Consider the following 17,800-nt stretch of genomic DNA (forward strand, 5'->3'; position numbering starts at 1 on the left):
CGCTGAGCAATTGGGCTACAACTGCTCAAAAACTTGCCATTTGGTTTCCTGATAGAATGATATTAGATTTGAATTGATTTTTTTGAGAAGCATTATTTTAGATTGACACAGTTTATTTTACAAAGCCGAGGATGATTTAAATATTGTTCAGCTTCATTTTTACTGTTTATAGCATAATATTTAGCAGTGTCACTTTTCCCCAGGCCTTTTATCTGAGGAAAAATATACCACATCCAATGACTGGTTTTTTTTCCTTGCCTTATTTCTGATAATGCATGGTTATAACTGTTTTCCTGTGCATCGATAAATCTTTGTAAAGCTTCCATGTTTTTAAAAAGTATAGTTATATAACTATCTGTATTCAATAAGGTTTGCAGTATATTTAAGATCATCATGGCGTAAGGGCGTAGTTAAAAAAATACAACATTTTAAAAACATTTGGCTTATCATTTGCTTTCAATAGCGAAAAAACTAGATGAACTTCTCAAATAATCCTCCTTATAAATGTGTCATTATAGATGATGATCAACTCAGCATAGATATATTGGCAAACTTTATTAATAAAATGCCAGACCTTTATGTCGCTCAAACCTATTCTGATCCGGCAAAGGCGCTTTCAGAAATTTTTGAGCAGGATAATATTGATTTCCTTTTTCTGGATATCAGAATGGATATTTCAGGTTTGGATGTTGCAAAAATATTACGTGATAAAGTTCGGTTTTTAATTTTTGTAACCTCGTATGAAGAATATGCTTTAGACGCATTTGGTGTTGAAGGCGATAAATTTCTGGTTAAACCGATTGGGTTTTCAAAACTTTCAGCTACTATTCACGACGTGTTGCAAAAAGAAAGTAGGCAAAGAGGATTTTCACAATCCCGCTAAGTAAATAGTTGATTTCCCGTAAAACAATTTTCATTTTTTTGAATTGTAATGAAGGTTTGTGAATGGAGTTATTCCATTTATTAAATCGACTTTATTTACTACACCTATTGATTTTGATTTCTGCAAATGAGCAAAAAGACAACAAAAAAGAGAATTGCAATACTTGGCGGTGGTCCGAGTGGGCTTTTTATGTATAAAAGACTTATTGAATCTGGTTTAAAAAATTTGGAAATCGAAATTTTTGAACGCAAAGGGTTTTTGGGTTCCGGCATGCCTTACAGTTCTGAAGGTGCAAATAAAGAGCACATTACCAACGTATCTGATAATGAAATACCCGTTATTTTTAATTCTATAGAAGATTGGGTTAAAATTGCGCCAAAAAATATTCTGAAAAAATTTAACATCGATTTTGAAAAATTTAATGAATACAAAGTATTACCCAGGTTATTTTTCGGGTCATATCTTTCTGCACAGTTTGAGCTTTTAATGCAGCTTGCAAAGCAAAAATCCATAGCTACGAAAATTCATTTAAACACAGCGGTTACTAATATTTTCGATATTAAGCGGCGCAAGCAGGTTAAACTTGAAATTGAGGATAAGAGCGAGTTGTTTTTTGATGAAATTATTATTTGCATCGGGCATAACTGGCCTAAAAAACACGAAGGAAAAATCCCAAATTATTTTGATTCTCCTTATCCTCCAAAAAAACTGGCTAAAAGATTCAATCATCCCATAGCACTAAAAGGTTCATCTCTTACCGCTGTTGATGCCATTAGAACACTTGCCCGTAACAATGGCGTTTTTAAAGAAGGGCCAGATGGAGAATTTTCATATCAACTGGATTCTAAAAGCAGCAATTTTAAAATAATAATGCATTCCAGAAATGGTCTTTTACCGGCCATACGCTTTCATTTGGAAGATAGCCATTTAGGTAAAGATGCAACGCTAACCAAAAAACAGATTCATCAGAATATAGAAGAAAATGGTGGTTTTTTATCTCTTGATTTTGTGTTTGAGAAAAATTTTAAAGCACAATTTAAAAAGAAAGAGCCCAATTTCTACAAACGCATAAAAGATATGAATCTGGAAGATTTTGTCAATGCGATGATGGAATACAGGGAAGCAATTCCTCCTTTCGAACTTTTTAAAAAGGAATATGCTGAAGCTGAGAAATCAATCGATAGAAAAGAATCCATTTACTGGAAAGAAGTTTTAGCGGTGCTAAGTTTTGCAATGAACTACCCCGCAAAATACCTTTCTGCCGAAGATATGCAAAGGCTGCAAAAGGTTTTAATGCCATTAATTTCTATCGTAATTGCATTTGTGCCTCAAAGTTCTTGCAGAGATTTAATGGCGCTTTATGATGCCCGTGTTTTGGAGATTGTTTCGGTAGGTGAAAAAAGTTGGATTGAACCAAAAACCAAGGGTGGAATAATGTATCATTATGATGATGAAACAGGCAAAGAGGTTTCGGTGAGTTATAAAACTTTTGTTGATTGTGTGGGGCAGCCTCATTTATCTTTTGAAGATTTTCCTTTTAAAGGATTAATTGAAGATGGCACTGTAAGCCCGGCGAAACTAAAATTCAAAAACCCGGAATGCGGTAAAAAAGAAGTGAAAAATAAAAATGAACTTGTTGAAAAAAACGGCAGGAACGAATATTATTTGCGTGTGCCTGGAATAACCATTAATGATTCATTTCAGGTAGTGGATAAAAAGGGCAAAGAAAATGATCGGATATACATTATGGCCGTTCCATACATTGGAGGTTATAACCCCGATTATTCAGGAATCGATTTTTGTGAGGCGGCTTCAGGGCAGGTAGTAAAGAATATTAAGGCATAAAAAAGCCAGAGATTAATGTAAACCTCTGGCTTTTCTTCAAGGATGAAATTTGCTTATTTCATTCCATCTTTAATCCTGTTAATCATTGTTAAATGACTTTGTACTATTGGAGCAGTTTTAGTTGCAAAAGCTTTAAGATCAGCATCTGCACCATTTTTTGATTCATCTTCCATTAATTTTAATGTTGATTTATGTCCGTCAACCATAGCATCAACATATGCTTTATCAAAGTCACTACCTGATTTTTTGCTCAGGTCGTCCATTTTTTTCTGATGTTCTTCATCAACAGTAGTAGGTAAAGTGATGTTTTTAGTGGCAGCTATTTCCATTAGTTCGGTATTTGCCTTACCATGATCGTTAACCATCATCGTTGCAAATTCTTTTACCTGTGCATTATTACTTTTTTGTAGTGCAAGCTTGCCCAATTCAACTTCTGCCATTCCACCCACTGCTGCGCTTGTAGTAAATTTTGCATCTGCTTCATCAACCGCAATCCCACCAGTTGCTGCTACATTGGTGGTCGTATCTTTGCTCATGTTTAAGCTATCAGCGCTTTCTTTAGCATCTTTATCGCCACCGCTACAAGCCTGAAATGCCAGGGCCGATACTGAAACGGCCATTAAATAAATTAACTTTTTCATATTATTGGTTTTTGTTGTATTATAATAACACGATTTATTTAGAAAGGTTTTTTTGTCATGCTATTGCATTGGCGCAATGTTTTTGGCCAGGCTTGTTGTCTGTCATCTTCAAACAGGTAGGAACCTAATGTGATTAAGTTTTAAGACAACCACTGTCATTCTGAGGTACGAAGAATCCGCAGGCGATGGAACACAAACTTTAATACAGCACTACAACCTTCAAAAAACAAAGTCAGCAGTAAACCAAGGTACATGCCTGTAGGTTAGGGATTTACTTCGTAGCTGCTTCGCAGTCTTCGTGCCTCAGAATGACAAATCCCGTTGAACCACTGTCATTCTGAGGTACGAAGAATCTCCAGGCGATGGAACACAAAACTTTAATAACGGCACTACTCCCTTACAAAACAATTCAGCAGTAAAACCAAGGTACATACCTGTAGGTTAGGGATTTACTTCGTAGCTGCTTCGCGGTCTTCGTGCCTCAGAATGACAAATCCCGTTGAACCACTGTCATTCTGAGGTACGAAGAATCTCCAAGCGATGAAACACAAACTTTAATATACAGCACTACAACCTTTAAAAAATAAAGTCAGCGGTAAACCAAAGTACAACGCCTGTAGGTCAGGGATTTACTTCGTAGCTGCTTCGCGGTCTTCACTGCGTTCAGAATGACAAATTTTAAAAAGCAGCACTCACTAAATCTTATCTAATTTAAAATAACCTAAGTGAATTTCATCATCAGGAATTTCTGAGTTTGGAGTTATTTCGATATGGTATTTTTCTTTATGTTTTGGATTCAGAATATCTTCCACTCTGTAAATGTCATCAATGTCAATCCCATATTTTTCATCAATATGTGAATTCGCTCCTTTAACTGAATTCGTTTTGAAAAACACCGTTTTCTTAGCATCCTGAATAGCTGAAGCTCTGTCATCTTTAACTCCCAGCACGATGTAATGCTGTTCTTCCAGTTTTCCTGATTGATAGCCGCCAAGATTGATAAAGAATAATTTATGTGGAGAGGCGGAGGTATCGCTTGTTCTTGGTATTACTTTAATCTGATAACCATCAACCTGATTTACTTCCCGCCATCCGTCAATGTGAATACTGGAGCCGGCTTCCGGCCAAAAAGATTTTATTTCCGGAACCAGATCCCTTAAAGAAGTAGCAATTCCAAAAAAATAATCGTGTTGCTCAACATTTCGATTAGGTGCTTTAGAGCCTAATAACAACATATATAATTTCGGATTTTCATTATCCTGAGGCTGTTCATCCATATTTTATAGCTTTAAATACTATAACCAGCAAAAGATATTATCGTTTTGAAAATTATAAATTTCTTAAATGGGAAAAGTGAAAATCAACAATGCTATTTGATCGATTTCATATGATTGATCTCCGTTTTTAATTCTTTGATCTGCTCCTGAGCCTGACGATTCTCCAGATAAAAATAAATTGCAAAGCCCAGAAAAATTTTACCAAGCACAAAAACAGCGGCAAAAACCCATCGCCAGGCTTTATGTATGCGTATGTGGCTCGATTCTGATTCAACTTCAATATACCGGTCCTGCTTTACATGATCTTGTTCAGAATCTTTATCGGTATCATCCAATTTTTCCAGACTTTGTTCGCGGAGTTTGATTTCGCTTAATTCTTTCTCAATTTTTGATAAAATACCTGGGGGTGGTGGAACAGCCATGTTTTGAGCCAGCACTTCCATATCCAATTCTAATTTTGTTAAAGCCTCTTCAAATTCAGGATACTGTTTTTTAAGTAATAAAACCTGCTGAACCTCATCATCGGTCGCGATACCCATTACATAGGTTTCCATTAGGCCGCTATCTATTAATTTTTTAATTTCCACGAGCTTTCCTGATTTTATCTATTGATGACTTCAATTGACCACGTAATGTATTTTCATTCCTGTTAAGTAAATCTGCTAGTTGAGATAAAGATTTTTTCTGATAATAAACCGCCTGGAAAACAATCCGCTCATCATGATCTAAAAGATTTAAATAGTTGTTAGCTTGTTCGTTGTTGTTTAACTTCCCATTGTTATGTTCATGGTTTATATGTGCTAACTCGATTAATTTACGCTGTGCATATTGCCTTAATTCTAACCAGGATGCTGAACTACTTTTGGTTTCTGATGCAAATGCAGATATAATTTTTACCAAATATTCTTCCGATCTTTTATGATCCTGAACCGTTCCTCTGATAAAACCTAAAAGCATTCCTGCATACTTATCATATAACAGGCGTATATCCTTCCGGCTACCGTGAGGAATGTTTAAAACAACTTCGGACATTTATTAACGGGACTTATTAAATATAATTGCAAGATAAGATCAAAATTTTAAAATACGTTTAATTAACAATAAAAATTAATCTCCCTGCAAGCTTTTTAAAAATTTCCATATCCGAAATGAAAATAAACTGCATTATAAATTTAAATATATTTTCAATTGTAAAACTCAATTTGTTCGCTAATTTTAACATATAATTTATCCTTAAGATGAAAATAGCAACCTACAATGTAAATGGCGTAAACGGGCGGTTACCTGTATTACTAAAATGGCTCGGAGAAACACAACCCGATGTGGTTTGCCTTCAGGAACTTAAGGCTCCTCAAGAAAAATTTCCCGAGCAAGCCATTCTCGATGCTGGCTACCAGGCTATTTGGCATGGGCAAAAAAGCTGGAACGGTGTTGCTATTCTTTCCCGGGGACATGAAATTAAAGAACTAAAACGCGGTTTGCCCGGCGATCCCGAAGATTTGCATAGCCGTTATATAGAAGCAATGGTAAAAGGTATTGTAATAGGGTGTTTATATTTACCAAATGGAAACCCTGCGCCAGGGCCAAAACTGGATTATAAAATGGCCTGGTTTGAACGATTAACACTTCATGCGGCAAAACTTTTAGAATACAATTTGCCTGTGGTTTTAGCAGGTGATTATAATGTAATGCCTACAGAATTGGATGTTTACAAACCTGAACGTTGGGTTGATGATGCCTTGTTCAGACCAGAAGTTCGTGAGGCATTTAAAAATTTAGTTGCCCAGGGTTGGACTGACGCAATGAGAAAACTTTATCCTGATGAAGTTATTTACACTTTTTGGGATTATTTTAGAAACGCTTATGGCAGAAATGCAGGATTGCGTATTGATCATTTTCTGCTAAGCCCGCAACTTCAAAACCGGCTTTTAAATGCAGGAGTTGATAAACATGTTAGAGGTTGGGAAAAAACCAGCGATCATGCTCCTGTATGGATTGAAATTGCCGAACAGTAATCTAAACGGATACTAAGATTAGCAACTTCCAAAGGCTGTTTACATCATAAACTTGCTTTTTTGAGATGAATTCTTGGGTTTTTTAGCTGGCAAATACATTTTACCACAGTTAGTTACCAACCTCTTGGAATGTTGAATAATAAACTGCCAAAAAGATTTAAGAACATCTTAGCCACTTTTTATATTGCAAACCCTGGGAAATAATGCATAATCTTGGGAATGAAAACGGTTGGTAAGCCACCATACATGGCGAGGCAAGTAAAAGAGGCTTAAAGAATTAATCTTTAAGCCTCTTTTACTTTATTCATCTTGTTCCCATTTTTCATGCTTTTCGCTTAGTTCCCTTTGCTTATTTATCAACTCTTTTTGATCGGTTAAATCCTTGTAATAAAAATAGCCGCCAAAACCAAGGATAAGAATGATGTTACTCAATTTAAAGCTGTGATCGAGCCAGTAAGATAAAGGTGGAACATTGCCGCTTAAGCTTTGTTTAATGCTTGACCACGAGTTAAGCGTGAAAATAATTGCGATCATCAATAAAACCTTTAGCAGGGTTTGGATGATGATTTTTTGATATGGGATTTTTTCTGTCTCCATTATTTAAATTCTCTGAAATCTTGTCCGTCTTTAATGTTCAGCAAGCTTTCATAAATCAAGCTGATTACATTATCCACATCTTCTTTATGCACCATTTCTACTGTGGTGTGCATATAACGCAATGGTAACGAAATCAATGCTGATGGAACTCCTCCGTTTGAATAAGCAAAAGCATCGGTATCGGTACCTGTTGAACGGGATGATGCCTGACGTTGGAACGGGATATCGTTCTTTTCAGCCGCTTTAATCAATAATTTGTTCAGGTTGGTTTGAACAGCCGGAGCATATGAAACCACAGGTCCTTTTCCTGCTGATAAATCGCCTTGAGTATTTTTATTAATCATTGGAGTAGTGGTGTCATGCGTTACATCGGTAACAATGGCCACATTTGGTTTAATGTGTTGAGCAATCATTTCTGCCCCGCGTAGCCCAATTTCTTCCTGTACCGAATTAACGATGTATAATCCGAAAGGAAGTTTTTTCTTGTTCTCTTTTAGTAAACGGGCAACTTCGGCAATCATAAAGCCACCAACACGGTTATCTAAAGCACGGCCAACATAATAGCGGTCGTTCAATACCATAAATTCATCCTCGTAAGTGATTACGCAACCCACATGAATGCCCAGTTTTTCCACTTCTTCTTTTGAGGTACAGCCACAATCCAGGAAAATGTTTTTCAGTTCTGGTGCCTGTTCTTTTTCTCCGTGGCGGGTGTGGATAGCTGGCCAGCCGAAAACCGCTTTAATCATTCCTTTTTCAGTATGAATATTTACACGTTTAGATGGTGCAATCTGATGATCGGAACCACCGTTGCGGATTACGTAAATCAGACCCTCATTCGTAATGTAATTTACATACCAGGAAATTTCATCGGCATGGGCCTCAATTACAACTTTATATGCTGCTTTCGGATTGATTACTCCTACAGCAGTTCCATAATTATCTATAAAATGTTCATCGATATATGGTTTTAAATAGTTTAACCATAACTTCTGACCTTCCCATTCATAACCAGTGGGAGCGGGATTGTTAATGTATTCTTCAAGAAACTGCAGCGATTTTTTGGTTACTACAGGTGTGTGTTTTTTCTTCTCGTCTTCTTTTTTCTTAGCCATATTTTATTTATGATTTTTGAATTACGATATTCAGATTTTTGAAATCGTGATTCGTAAATTAATCTGAAATCTCTTTCTCCATTACCACAAAATCGTACCCGTCTTTATAAAAGATTTTTTCGGTTTCGTGGAATCCAAATTTATAATAAAATTCTTTAGCATTTACCCGGGCATTGCACCAGAGCCTGGTTGCTTTCTGAATTTTACAAAAATCTAAGATATATTCCATTAACTGCGATCCATATCCTGATTTTTGAGCTTCGGGCAATACAGCAAGTTTTCTGAATTGATAAACATCACCTTTCTGAAATAAGGATACTACGCCCGTTAGTTTATGATCTGCATACAATCCGAAGTGGATTCCATCAAAATCATCAGGAAGCTTTACATGATCAAAAGGTAATTCCGGATACATCGCTTCGTGACGAATTCGCCAGGTTAATGAAGGGAATATTTGTTCAATTTGAATTAAAGGAGACATTCTTAACTTTTCGTCCGTAAAATAGGTAAATAAAAATATTTAGAATAATGATTCCGGTCATGCCGTAACAAAACAATGCCCATCCTCCCTGATCCCATAACCATAGCCCTAATGCTGAACCACAACTGGCACCGATAAAACTTACCGACATAAAGATTGTATTGAGCCGGTTTCTCGCTTCGGGAATCAAGGTATAAATTCTGGTTTGGTTTGTAACATGAATGGCTTGTTGCCCGATATCAATGAGCACGATTCCAATAACAAAAAGGTATAAATGATTATTAGTGAAATAAAATAAAGCAATACTAATCATCTGTAAAACGAAGCCAATCATGAGGTTTTTGCGTGGATTATTGCCATCACTCAATTTTCCAACAAGTGGTGCGGCTAAAGCACCAGCTGCACCGGCAATTCCAAATAAGCCGATTTGCAGGGTTTGGAGGTTGAAAGGTGGATTCGCTAAAAACAATACCATTGTTGTCCAGAATGCACTTATGACAGCAAAAGCCAAAAAATTAATGAGTGAGGTTTCGCGTAAGGCTGGTTGAGTTTTAATGTAGCCAAACATCGAACCCATCAGTTGTTGATATGTACCCTTAAAAGCAGGGAAACTTTGAGGGAAACGTTTTGCCATCAATCCAATAAGCAGAACACAAATTGCGGCCGCCATATAATAAACGGCTCTCCAACCCAGCCAGAAACCGATACTTCCGCTTACTGCTCTTGATGCCAGGATACCCACCAATAATCCGCTCATGATTATTCCAATATTCGCTCCACGATTTTCATCAGAACTCAAATTGGCTGCCAGCGGTAAAATGAGTTGCGGCACAATGGAGCAGGCTCCGATAAGAAGTGAAGCAACCTCGAGCAAAAGAAATGAGCGCGAAACTGCTGCCATTAACAAAGCCAATATGGCCATGCTGGTAATAACGAGGATTTGCCTTTTACGTTCAAACATATCGCCGAGCGGAACAAGCAGGAATAAACCCAAAGCATAGCCAATTTGAGTGATGTAGGTAATTCTGCCTGCATCAGTTTCTGTTAAACTGAAATCTTTCGCAATTAAAATCACCAGAGGTTGGCAATAATAAATATTGGCTACAATAAGCCCCGTACAAAAGGCCATTAAAAGAATATCTAGCCTGGATAATTTTGAAGTAATCTGCATTTTAGGTAATGAAGTTTAAGGTGTAAGGCATCGGTATGAAATTAGAATGTAAGCAACTCATACCTTAAAACCTTAACCTTACAAAGGTATATTGCCATGTTTTTTTCGGGGATTGTTAACTACCTTATTTTCTAACATCTTGAAAGCTTTTATCAACTTTGCTCTTGTTTGAGATGGCTCGATAACCTCATCAATAAATCCACGTTCTGCTGCACGATAAGGGTTGGCGAAAATATCAGAATATAATTTTTCTTTTTCCAGCCATTTTTCCTGAGGATTTTCTGCTTTGGAAATTTCTCTTTTAAAGATGATTTCGGCGGCGCCTTTTGCGCCCATTACAGCAATTTCAGCGCTTGGCCAGGCGTAATTCATATCGGCACCGATGTGTTTGCTGTTCATCACATCATAAGCACCACCATAAGCTTTTCTGGTAATAACGGTAATTCGGGGGACGGTAGCTTCGCTGAAAGCATAAAGTAATTTTGCACCGTTGCTAATGATTCCGTTCCATTCCTGATCAGTGCCTGGAAGAAAACCCGGAACATCTTCAAAAACAAGCAGTGGGATATTAAAACAATCACAAAAGCGAACAAAACGGGCTGCTTTAGTTGATGAATTGCTATCTAAAACGCCTGCCAAATAAGCGGGTTGATTGGCAACAATGCCGATGCTTCTTCCTGCTAAACGAGCAAAGCCAACTACAATATTTTCGGCATACGCTGCATGCACTTCCAAAAAGCTTTCAATATCCACAACTTCTGAAATAACCCCGCGAATATCATAAGGTTGAGAAGCATTCTGAGGCATAAAAGTATTTAATGATAACCTGCTTTCATCACCAGATTCATAGGGAAATTGTTCGGGGATTTCTTCGCAGTTTTGAGGCATGTAACTTAATAATTTTTTCAAATGATCAATCGCTTCAATCTCATTGGCACAGGCAAAATGAGTTACACCAGATTTAGTGGCATGTGTATTCGCACCGCCTAACTCTTCTGATGTTACTTCTTCATGTGTTACTGTTTTAACCACATTTGGTCCTGTAACAAACATATAAGAAGTGTTTTCCACCATTAAAATGAAATCAGTAATGGCTGGCGAATAAACAGCTCCCCCGGCACAAGGCCCCATAATTGCCGATAACTGAGGTATTACCCCCGAAGCCTGAACATTTTTATAAAAAATATCTGCATAGCCACCTAATGAAACCACTCCTTCCTGAATTCGGGCACCACCACTATCGTTTAATCCAATTAAAGGCGCTCCATTTTTCATCGCCATATCCATCAACTTGCAGATTTTTTCTGCGTGAGTTTCAGATAACGATCCGCCAAAAACAGTGAAGTCTTGCGAAAAGACATAAGTTAAACGCCCGTTAATGGTGCCATAACCGGTTACCACACCATCTCCTAAATATTTTTCACGTTCCATTCCAAAATCTGTGCTTCGGTGCGAAACAAACATGCCAATTTCTTCAAAACTTCCTTCGTCCATTAGGAAATGAATACGCTCACGAGCAGTAAGTTTTCCTTTTTTATGCTGGCTATCAATACGGGCTTGTCCGCCACCAAGATTCGCCTGATGTATTTTATCTTGAAGTAAAGCTATTTTTTTATCCATTGCTGATGTTATGAGAATTTAAAATTAAAAATTACTGGCGGTAATACAAGTAACAGGCGAAGTTTGTATGAGGTATGAACAGGATAGGCCTGCGGAGAGAAAGATGAGTAGGCGCGGCCAAAAATTTCGTTCCGAAAGGAATTTACCTCTAAAAACTATTTGAAAATCAGTTAATTTAACTTTCGATTCATGCTTTTAACACTTATATTACAATTTTTTTACAGCCTAAAGCATTGAAAAACCAATTATCCGTTTATTTTTGTAAAGTTACATTAGAATAAGATTAGGGTTTTATCAATGTTTTTAAGAAAATACAAATATATAATCGTTGCTGCATTTATGTTCATCTTCTCTGCGAAGATGGCAATTTCTGGTGCGCCGGTTTTTTGTAAAGGCATTGATAAGGAAATCATGAACGCTGTAATCATGCAAATTGAGTTAGAGCATGATGGCGGAAAAGACTCCGCCAAAGACACAGTGAAATTTACCGATTTTAAGCTGTTCGAGCTAAATCATCCAATCTTTTCTTATGAATTCTCTTCCAGTCATTTCTTTCTGAAGAGCAGTTTTATCGAGCATTTTAAGCGATATGTAGATCCATATCATCCTACGGTTCCAACACCACCACCTAACTTTATTTAGTTTTTTCATTTGGGGTAGTCCCTTCATTCTGTACATCAACACATACTGACTTGTTTAAAATTCTGGTTTAATTCCAGTGTTAAACACACGTTGTTGCATGATTGTATTGAAGCATTCCCCGCGATTTATTCGTTAAAATTTACTAGATAATTATATCGTTATGCAAAAGTTTAACCCGGCCTTTTCAGGTTCGGACGTGAAGAAATATTTTCTTAAAAAGAATTTAAAGAAAGATCTTCCCGCAAGTATTGTAGTTTTTTTAGTGGCCTTGCCACTTTGTTTAGGCATTGCACTAGCCTCAGGTGCCCCCTTATTCGCCGGATTAATCACTGGTATCATAGGCGGAATAGTTGTCGCTTCCTTTAGCGGCTCACAGTTAAGTGTTAGTGGGCCGGCAGCCGGGTTGACAGTTATTGTTTTAGGAGCCATAACATCATTAGGTAGTTATCCAACCTTTTTGCTTGCCGTGGTGTTAGCAGGGGTTTTTCAATTGATTTTAGGTTTTGTTAAAGCAGGAACTATCGGTAATTATTTTCCATCAAGTGTGATTGAGGGAATGCTTGCAGCGATTGGTTTGATTTTAATTTTAAAACAACTGCCACATGCATTAGGTGTTGATACCGATTTTAGTGGTGATGAGGGATTCTTTCAGCAAGATCATGAGAATACTTTTTCTGCAATTACGGCTGCACTAAGCCATTTTAGTTTAGCTGCAGTAATTATAAGTGTCTTATCAATCGCAATTTTAATATTTTGGCCTAGATTTAAAAAGCTGGCTATTGTACCTGCACCACTTATTGTTGTGATTATTGGTGTAGTCGGTAGCATGGTGTTTGCCGGTACAGAAAGCGCCTTAAGAGCCGATCAAATGGTTAAAATCCCTGTTGTAGGTGGTTTTGGCGAATTTTTAGGCTTATTTACCACACCCGATTTTTCTCAGCTGGCAAATAAAAATGTTTACATTGTTGCTTTAACTATAGCTGTTGTAGCCAGTTTGGAAACATTATTGAGTATAGAAGCTGTAGATAAAATTGACCCAATTAAAAGGGTAACACCAACAAACAAAGAGTTGATTGCACAAGGTTTGGGTAATATCACAAGTGGTATGGTTGGTGGTTTACCCATGACCTCGGTAATTGTTAGAAGTTCGGCAAATGTAAATGCTGGTGGTAGAACTAAAATGTCAGCTATATTTCATGGCGTTTGGTTGTTATTATCACTGTTATTTATTCCGCAATTCATTAATATGATTCCGCTTTCCTGTTTAGCGGCCATTCTGTTGGTAACAGGTTATAAGTTAACACGAATCAGCTTATTTAAACACATGTATCATAAAGGTTGGGATCAATTCGTACCTTTTGTAGTCACTGTTGTTGCGGTATTATTTACCGATTTATTAAAGGGTGTTGCAATTGGGATGCTGGTTTCTATTTTCTATCTTTTACGTACCAACATGCGTAATCCATACTTCTACAGAATTACTAATGAAGGTGATAAAAAGAATATCAGAATTAAATTGGCAGAAGAGGTTTCTTTCTTAAATAAAGCAGCGATACAAGTGGTTTTAACGAATATTCCAAAAGAAACAAATGTAATTATTGATGGTTCAAATGCCAGGTATATAGACCCTGACGTATTGGAGACTATTTTTAATTACAAACATAATGCTTATACAAAAGGCATTATTGTAACCTTAGAAAATGTACAGAAGCATTATACTGTACCAAAATTAACGAACAAAGTGGTAGAAGACATTAACAAATAATTTTATGTGCGCAAAAACAATAGAAACAAAAGATATATCATACGAAACATTATTGCAGGGAAACAGAGATTGGGTAAAGGATATGCAAGATTCAGATCCAACCTTTTTCGATAAACTTTCTGAAGGGCAAAATCCACCTGTATTGTGGATTGGCTGTTCGGATAGCCGTGTTCCTGCAAACCAAATTACGAATACCAAACCTGGCGATGTTTTCGTACATAGAAATATTGCAAACGTAGTTGTTCATACCGATATGAACATGCTTTCGGTTTTGGATTATTCAGTAAACGTATTAAAAGTAAAACATGTAATTGTTTGCGGTCATTATGGCTGCGGCGGCGTTAAAGCCGCTTTAGGAAATAAACAAGTTGGTATTATTGATAACTGGTTAAGAAATATTCGTGATGTGTACCGCACGCACGACCGGGAAATGGAAACCATTAAAGATGCTGAACAAAAGTTCGATCGATTAGTTGAATTAAACGCCATTGAAGGCGCTGCAAATATTATGAACACCTCAATTGTACAAAATGCCTGGTCTAATGGTCAGGAATTATCTGTACATGCCTGGGTTTATAGTTTAAAAACAGGGATTATCAAAGATTTGAAAGTAACCAGTTCGAGCCTTGATGATGTTACTCCTGTGTTTAAAGTAAGTTAATCTACATCCCATAGATGTAATTTTTAGTTTGTTAGGAAGCCCCGACATTATGTTGGGGCTTTATTCTTCTTCTGTATTTGGCATGTTTCCTGCATGACCTTTGTTCCCTTTTTCAGCATCTTCACGTGCTTCCTCTGAACCAAAATCGCCCTTGCCAAAATCACGGGCTAAATTTTCTGCTTCAGATTTAATGCGATTCTTGTCGCTGTTTTCATCGCTGCGGTGGCGGGGAACCTGTTGATCCGGCATATTCGTTTTATCTGCTGAGTTATCCGCATTTTTATCGCGTAGGTTATCGTTTTGATCTTTTTCGTTTTCCATGATCTTTCATTTTGAATCTTATTAAGAAACAGCTGCAAACTGATTTAGTTTTATAATGTCGTAGGGAAGGGGAAGTTCCAGATCTTCATTTCAATGGCCTACCATTAAGAATCAGAAATTTATTTGCACTGCATTTACGATTAAAGCCTGTGAAAAAGAAAAACCCCTGATTACCCAGAGGTTTTAAATGTTTTTAAGCGTTGACAACTTTCCGGCGATTTTTGCAATAAAGTAGTCAACGCTAAATTAATCTGTTTGTGTTTCTATGAACCAAATAATTTTCTTAATCTTCAGCTAAGAAGGGATATCGATAATCTGTTGGTGATTCAAAAACCTCTTTAATGGTACGTGGAGAAACCCAACGCAATAAGTTAATCATTGAACCTGCTTTGTCATTTGTACCAGAACCTCTGGCGCCGCCAAATGGTTGCTGGCCAACAACGGCACCGGTACATTTATCATTAATGTAGAAGTTACCAGCTGCATTACGTAGCGCATGACTGGCTTTTTCTATTGCATAACGATCCTGAGCAATTAAAGCACCGGTTAAAGCATATGGAGATGTGGTATCGATCACTTCTAAAATGGAATCGAAATCCTGATCTGCATAAACATAAACGGTTAAAACCGGGCCAAATAATTCTTCGCACATTGTAGTGTATTTCGGATCGTCAACCACTAAAACGGTAGGTTCAACAAAATAACCTTTACTCTTATCGTAATTGCCACCAGCAATAATTTCCACACCTTTGTCTTTCTTAGCCTGGTCAATGTATTTCGCTAATTTATCGAATGAACGCTCATCGATAACGGCATTGATGAAATTAGTGAAATCTTCAGTCCCACCCATTTTAAAAGTAGCCAAATCGCGTAACATTTGTTTTTTGATTTCTGGCCAAAGACTTTCTGCAATGTAAACACGACTTGCAGCCGAACATTTTTGTCCCTGGTATTCGAAAGCACCCCGAACAATTGCTGTATTTGCGATATCAACCTGTGCAGACGGATGAACGAGGATAAAATCTTTTCCACCCGTTTCGCCTACAATACGAGGATATGATTTGTATTTGTGGATGTTTGTTCCAATTGTTTTCCAGATTTCCTGAAACACTTTTGTTGAACCGGTAAAGTGTATTCCTGCAAAATCAGGATGGTTAAAGATAACCTCGCCGGTTTCAGGGCCATCAGCATAAACTAAATTTACAACTCCGTCAGGTAAGCCTGCTTCACGGAAAATTTCCATTAAAAGGTTAGCTGCATAAACCTGGGTGTCAGCAGGTTTCCAAACCACAACATTACCCATCATTGCGGCTGATGCAGGTAAATTTGCAGCAATTGCTGTGAAGTTGAATGGTGTTAATGCAAAAACGAAACCCTCTAACGGGCGTTGCTCTACACGGTTCCAGCTTCCACGAGGAGAAACAGGAGGCTGTTGTTTATAAATATCAGACATATAACTCACGTTAAAACGTAAGAAATCAATTAATTCGCAAGCGGCATCAATTTCTGCCTGATACGCATTTTTGCTTTGACCAAGCATGGTCGCAGCATTTAATTTATAACGATACTTACCAGCTATTAAATCAGCAGCTTTTAAAAAGATTGCGGCTCTGTGCTCCCACGCAAGATTTTCCCAGTCTTGTTTTGCTGCTAATGCGGCATCAATCGCTTGTGTGATATGTGTTTTATCGCCAATACTGAATTGGGCCAAAACATGCTGATGATCGTGTGGTGGAACAACCTTACCTTTTTTAGTGGTGTGAACTTGTTTTCCGCCAATATACATCGGGATATCTTGTTGATGTGAACGGGCCTCAGCAAGTGCCTCTTTCAATAGTGCACGTTCTTTACTGCCTGGGCCGTAGTTTAATATAGGTTCGTTTACCGGAGTGGGTACGTTAAAAAATCCTTTAAGCATAGTGTATTTTTATGAGTTGCGCAAAGATAAGGCTTTTTAGGCTAGACCATTCTATTATTCTGTAAAGAAAATAGGGCAAACGTTTGAGTGTTTTTTAGCTTTCATCGGGTAATTTAAGATTTATAAATATTTTATTACCTCTCCCCATCAATGTTTGTGGTTTGGTTGCTAAAGTGCTGCCCCTCTCCTTGAAGAGAGGGGTTTGTCGGGCTTTGAGTGAAACCTTGCACTGCCCTAGTCTCTTTTTAGTTTATGGTTAATGGTTAAATGTAAAGGTTCTTGTTTCCCTCTCCTTGAAGAGAGGGGTTTGTCGGGCTTTGAATGAAACCCTGCGCTGCCCTAGTCTCTTTTAGTTTATGGTTAATGGTTAAATGTAGAGGCTCTTGTTTCCCTCTCTTTGAGGAGAGGGATGCACAAAAGTTGCTCAAACTCTTTCTTTGATAGGGAGAGGTTTTTAGGGCTGGGCATCAAACCTCTCCCCATCAATGTTTGTGGTTTGGTTACTGTGGTGCTGCCCCTCTCCTTGAAGAGAGGGGTTTGTCGGGCTTTGAATGAAACCCTGCGCTGCCCTAGTCTCTTTTAGTTTATGGTTAATGGTTAAATGTAGAGGCTCTTGTTTCCCTCTCTTTGAGGAGAGGGATGCACAAAAGTCGCTGAAACTCTTCCTTTCATAGGGAGAGGTTTTTAGAGCTGGGCATCAAACCTCTCCCCCATCAACATATGTGGTTTGGTTACTGTGGTGCTGCCCCTCTCCTTGAAGAGAGGGGTTTGTAAGGCTTTGAGTGAAACCCTGCGCTGCCCTAGTCTCTTTTAGTTTATGGTTAAATGTAAAGGTTCTTGTTTCCCTC

Annotated in this window: 18 protein-coding genes; 6 read left to right on the forward strand and 12 right to left on the reverse strand. The window is 37.6% G+C overall.

The window, feature by feature from the left end:
- Nucleotides 1-92 precede the first annotated feature (92 nt).
- On the reverse strand, nucleotides 93-326 hold the full coding sequence (locus DU508_RS21020; RefSeq protein WP_115404736.1) for a DUF1810 family protein: 234 nt from the start codon (nucleotides 324-326) through the stop codon (nucleotides 93-95).
- A gap of 149 nt (nucleotides 327-475) precedes the next feature.
- Between DU508_RS21020 and DU508_RS21025 the strand changes: the two genes are divergently transcribed.
- Together DU508_RS21025 and DU508_RS21030 are read left to right on the forward strand one after the other, a co-directional pair.
- Nucleotides 476-883 carry a LytR/AlgR family response regulator transcription factor gene (locus DU508_RS21025; RefSeq protein ID WP_115404636.1) on the forward strand — a complete coding sequence of 136 codons (408 nt, stop codon included), beginning with the start codon at nucleotides 476-478 and terminating at the stop codon, nucleotides 881-883.
- A gap of 126 nt (nucleotides 884-1,009) precedes the next feature.
- A complete protein-coding gene (locus DU508_RS21030; RefSeq protein ID WP_115404637.1) occupies nucleotides 1,010-2,728 on the forward strand; it encodes an FAD/NAD(P)-binding protein in 1,719 nt (572 codons plus the stop codon).
- Nucleotides 2,729-2,781: 53 nt separating this feature from the next.
- On the opposite strand, the gene DU508_RS21035 is transcribed toward DU508_RS21030, so the two are convergent.
- From DU508_RS21035 to DU508_RS21050, 4 genes are all read right to left on the reverse strand, one after another.
- Entirely contained in the window at nucleotides 2,782-3,369 is a 588-nt protein-coding gene (locus DU508_RS21035; RefSeq protein WP_115404638.1) for a DUF4142 domain-containing protein, read from the reverse strand.
- A gap of 695 nt (nucleotides 3,370-4,064) precedes the next feature.
- Nucleotides 4,065-4,646, reverse strand: coding sequence for a DUF1543 domain-containing protein (locus DU508_RS21040; RefSeq protein WP_115404639.1), 582 nt, complete (start codon nucleotides 4,644-4,646; stop codon nucleotides 4,065-4,067).
- A gap of 92 nt (nucleotides 4,647-4,738) precedes the next feature.
- A complete protein-coding gene (locus DU508_RS21045; RefSeq protein ID WP_115404640.1) occupies nucleotides 4,739-5,233 on the reverse strand; it encodes a hypothetical protein in 495 nt (164 codons plus the stop codon).
- Nucleotides 5,223-5,678: a sigma-70 RNA polymerase sigma factor region 4 domain-containing protein gene (locus tag DU508_RS21050; RefSeq protein ID WP_115404641.1), complete on the reverse strand. Its 456-nt coding sequence runs from the start codon at nucleotides 5,676-5,678 to the stop codon at nucleotides 5,223-5,225. Before DU508_RS21050 ends, DU508_RS21045 begins: the two co-directional genes overlap by 11 nt.
- Before the next feature lie 206 nt (nucleotides 5,679-5,884).
- Here DU508_RS21050 and xth point away from each other — a divergent pair, with 206 nt between their 5' ends.
- Entirely contained in the window at nucleotides 5,885-6,661 is a 777-nt protein-coding gene (gene xth, locus DU508_RS21055) for an exodeoxyribonuclease III (RefSeq protein WP_115404642.1), read from the forward strand.
- Nucleotides 6,662-6,961: 300 nt separating this feature from the next.
- Here xth and DU508_RS21060 read toward each other — a convergent pair whose 3' ends face one another.
- From DU508_RS21060 to DU508_RS21080, 5 genes are all read right to left on the reverse strand, one after another.
- Nucleotides 6,962-7,258, reverse strand: a complete 297-nt coding sequence (locus tag DU508_RS21060) for a hypothetical protein (RefSeq protein WP_115404643.1) — start codon at nucleotides 7,256-7,258, stop codon at nucleotides 6,962-6,964.
- A complete protein-coding gene (locus tag DU508_RS21065; protein ID WP_115404644.1) occupies nucleotides 7,258-8,373 on the reverse strand; it encodes a M42 family metallopeptidase in 1,116 nt (371 codons plus the stop codon). Before DU508_RS21065 ends, DU508_RS21060 begins: the two co-directional genes overlap by 1 nt.
- A 58-nt stretch (nucleotides 8,374-8,431) precedes the next feature.
- Entirely contained in the window at nucleotides 8,432-8,854 is a 423-nt protein-coding gene (locus tag DU508_RS21070; protein WP_115404645.1) for a GNAT family N-acetyltransferase, read from the reverse strand.
- Nucleotides 8,832-10,025, reverse strand: coding sequence for an MFS transporter (locus DU508_RS21075; RefSeq protein ID WP_233509691.1), 1,194 nt, complete (start codon nucleotides 10,023-10,025; stop codon nucleotides 8,832-8,834). Before DU508_RS21075 ends, DU508_RS21070 begins: the two co-directional genes overlap by 23 nt.
- A gap of 78 nt (nucleotides 10,026-10,103) precedes the next feature.
- A complete protein-coding gene (locus DU508_RS21080; RefSeq protein ID WP_115404646.1) occupies nucleotides 10,104-11,645 on the reverse strand; it encodes an acyl-CoA carboxylase subunit beta in 1,542 nt (513 codons plus the stop codon).
- A 297-nt stretch (nucleotides 11,646-11,942) separates the two neighbouring features.
- On the opposite strand from DU508_RS21080, the gene DU508_RS21085 reads away from it, so the two are divergent.
- The 3 genes from DU508_RS21085 (at nucleotide 11,943) to can (ending at nucleotide 14,713) form a co-directional block, all read left to right on the forward strand.
- Nucleotides 11,943-12,287 (forward strand): hypothetical protein, encoded by a 345-nt coding sequence (locus DU508_RS21085; RefSeq protein ID WP_115404647.1) that lies wholly within the window; start codon nucleotides 11,943-11,945, stop codon nucleotides 12,285-12,287.
- Nucleotides 12,288-12,447: 160 nt separating this feature from the next.
- Nucleotides 12,448-14,052, forward strand: a complete 1,605-nt coding sequence (locus tag DU508_RS21090; RefSeq protein ID WP_115404648.1) for a SulP family inorganic anion transporter — start codon at nucleotides 12,448-12,450, stop codon at nucleotides 14,050-14,052.
- Between the two features lie 4 nt (nucleotides 14,053-14,056).
- A complete protein-coding gene (can, locus tag DU508_RS21095) occupies nucleotides 14,057-14,713 on the forward strand; it encodes a carbonate dehydratase (protein WP_115404649.1) in 657 nt (218 codons plus the stop codon).
- A gap of 60 nt (nucleotides 14,714-14,773) precedes the next feature.
- On the opposite strand, the gene DU508_RS21100 is transcribed toward can, so the two are convergent.
- Nucleotides 14,774-15,034, reverse strand: a complete 261-nt coding sequence (locus tag DU508_RS21100) for a hypothetical protein (protein ID WP_115404650.1) — start codon at nucleotides 15,032-15,034, stop codon at nucleotides 14,774-14,776.
- Nucleotides 15,035-15,317: 283 nt separating this feature from the next.
- A complete protein-coding gene (gene pruA / locus DU508_RS21105; protein ID WP_115404651.1) occupies nucleotides 15,318-16,952 on the reverse strand; it encodes an L-glutamate gamma-semialdehyde dehydrogenase in 1,635 nt (544 codons plus the stop codon).
- Nucleotides 16,953-17,800: the final 848 nt, after the last annotated feature.

The sequence above is a fragment of the Pedobacter chinensis genome, assembly GCF_003339865.1.
Taxonomy (GTDB): Bacteria; Bacteroidota; Bacteroidia; order Sphingobacteriales; family Sphingobacteriaceae; genus Pedobacter; species Pedobacter chinensis.

Coding starts and splice junctions, on each gene's coding strand:
- can (WP_115404649.1), top strand. CDS start 14,057: ATGTGCGCAAAAACAATAGAAACAAAAGATATATCATACGAAACATTA.
- DU508_RS21050 (WP_115404641.1), bottom strand. CDS start 5,678: ATGTCCGAAGTTGTTTTAAACATTCCTCACGGTAGCCGGAAGGATATA.
- DU508_RS21040 (WP_115404639.1), bottom strand. CDS start 4,646: ATGGATGAACAGCCTCAGGATAATGAAAATCCGAAATTATATATGTTG.
- DU508_RS21025 (WP_115404636.1), top strand. CDS start 476: ATGAACTTCTCAAATAATCCTCCTTATAAATGTGTCATTATAGATGAT.
- DU508_RS21100 (WP_115404650.1), bottom strand. CDS start 15,034: ATGGAAAACGAAAAAGATCAAAACGATAACCTACGCGATAAAAATGCG.
- xth (WP_115404642.1), top strand. CDS start 5,885: ATGAAAATAGCAACCTACAATGTAAATGGCGTAAACGGGCGGTTACCT.
- DU508_RS21020 (WP_115404736.1), bottom strand. CDS start 326: ATGGAAGCTTTACAAAGATTTATCGATGCACAGGAAAACAGTTATAAC.
- DU508_RS21065 (WP_115404644.1), bottom strand. CDS start 8,373: ATGGCTAAGAAAAAAGAAGACGAGAAGAAAAAACACACACCTGTAGTA.
- DU508_RS21090 (WP_115404648.1), top strand. CDS start 12,448: ATGCAAAAGTTTAACCCGGCCTTTTCAGGTTCGGACGTGAAGAAATAT.
- DU508_RS21030 (WP_115404637.1), top strand. CDS start 1,010: ATGAGCAAAAAGACAACAAAAAAGAGAATTGCAATACTTGGCGGTGGT.
- DU508_RS21080 (WP_115404646.1), bottom strand. CDS start 11,645: ATGGATAAAAAAATAGCTTTACTTCAAGATAAAATACATCAGGCGAAT.
- DU508_RS21070 (WP_115404645.1), bottom strand. CDS start 8,854: ATGTCTCCTTTAATTCAAATTGAACAAATATTCCCTTCATTAACCTGG.
- DU508_RS21075 (WP_233509691.1), bottom strand. CDS start 10,025: ATGCAGATTACTTCAAAATTATCCAGGCTAGATATTCTTTTAATGGCC.
- pruA (WP_115404651.1), bottom strand. CDS start 16,952: ATGCTTAAAGGATTTTTTAACGTACCCACTCCGGTAAACGAACCTATA.
- DU508_RS21085 (WP_115404647.1), top strand. CDS start 11,943: ATGTTTTTAAGAAAATACAAATATATAATCGTTGCTGCATTTATGTTC.
- DU508_RS21035 (WP_115404638.1), bottom strand. CDS start 3,369: ATGAAAAAGTTAATTTATTTAATGGCCGTTTCAGTATCGGCCCTGGCA.
- DU508_RS21060 (WP_115404643.1), bottom strand. CDS start 7,258: ATGGAGACAGAAAAAATCCCATATCAAAAAATCATCATCCAAACCCTG.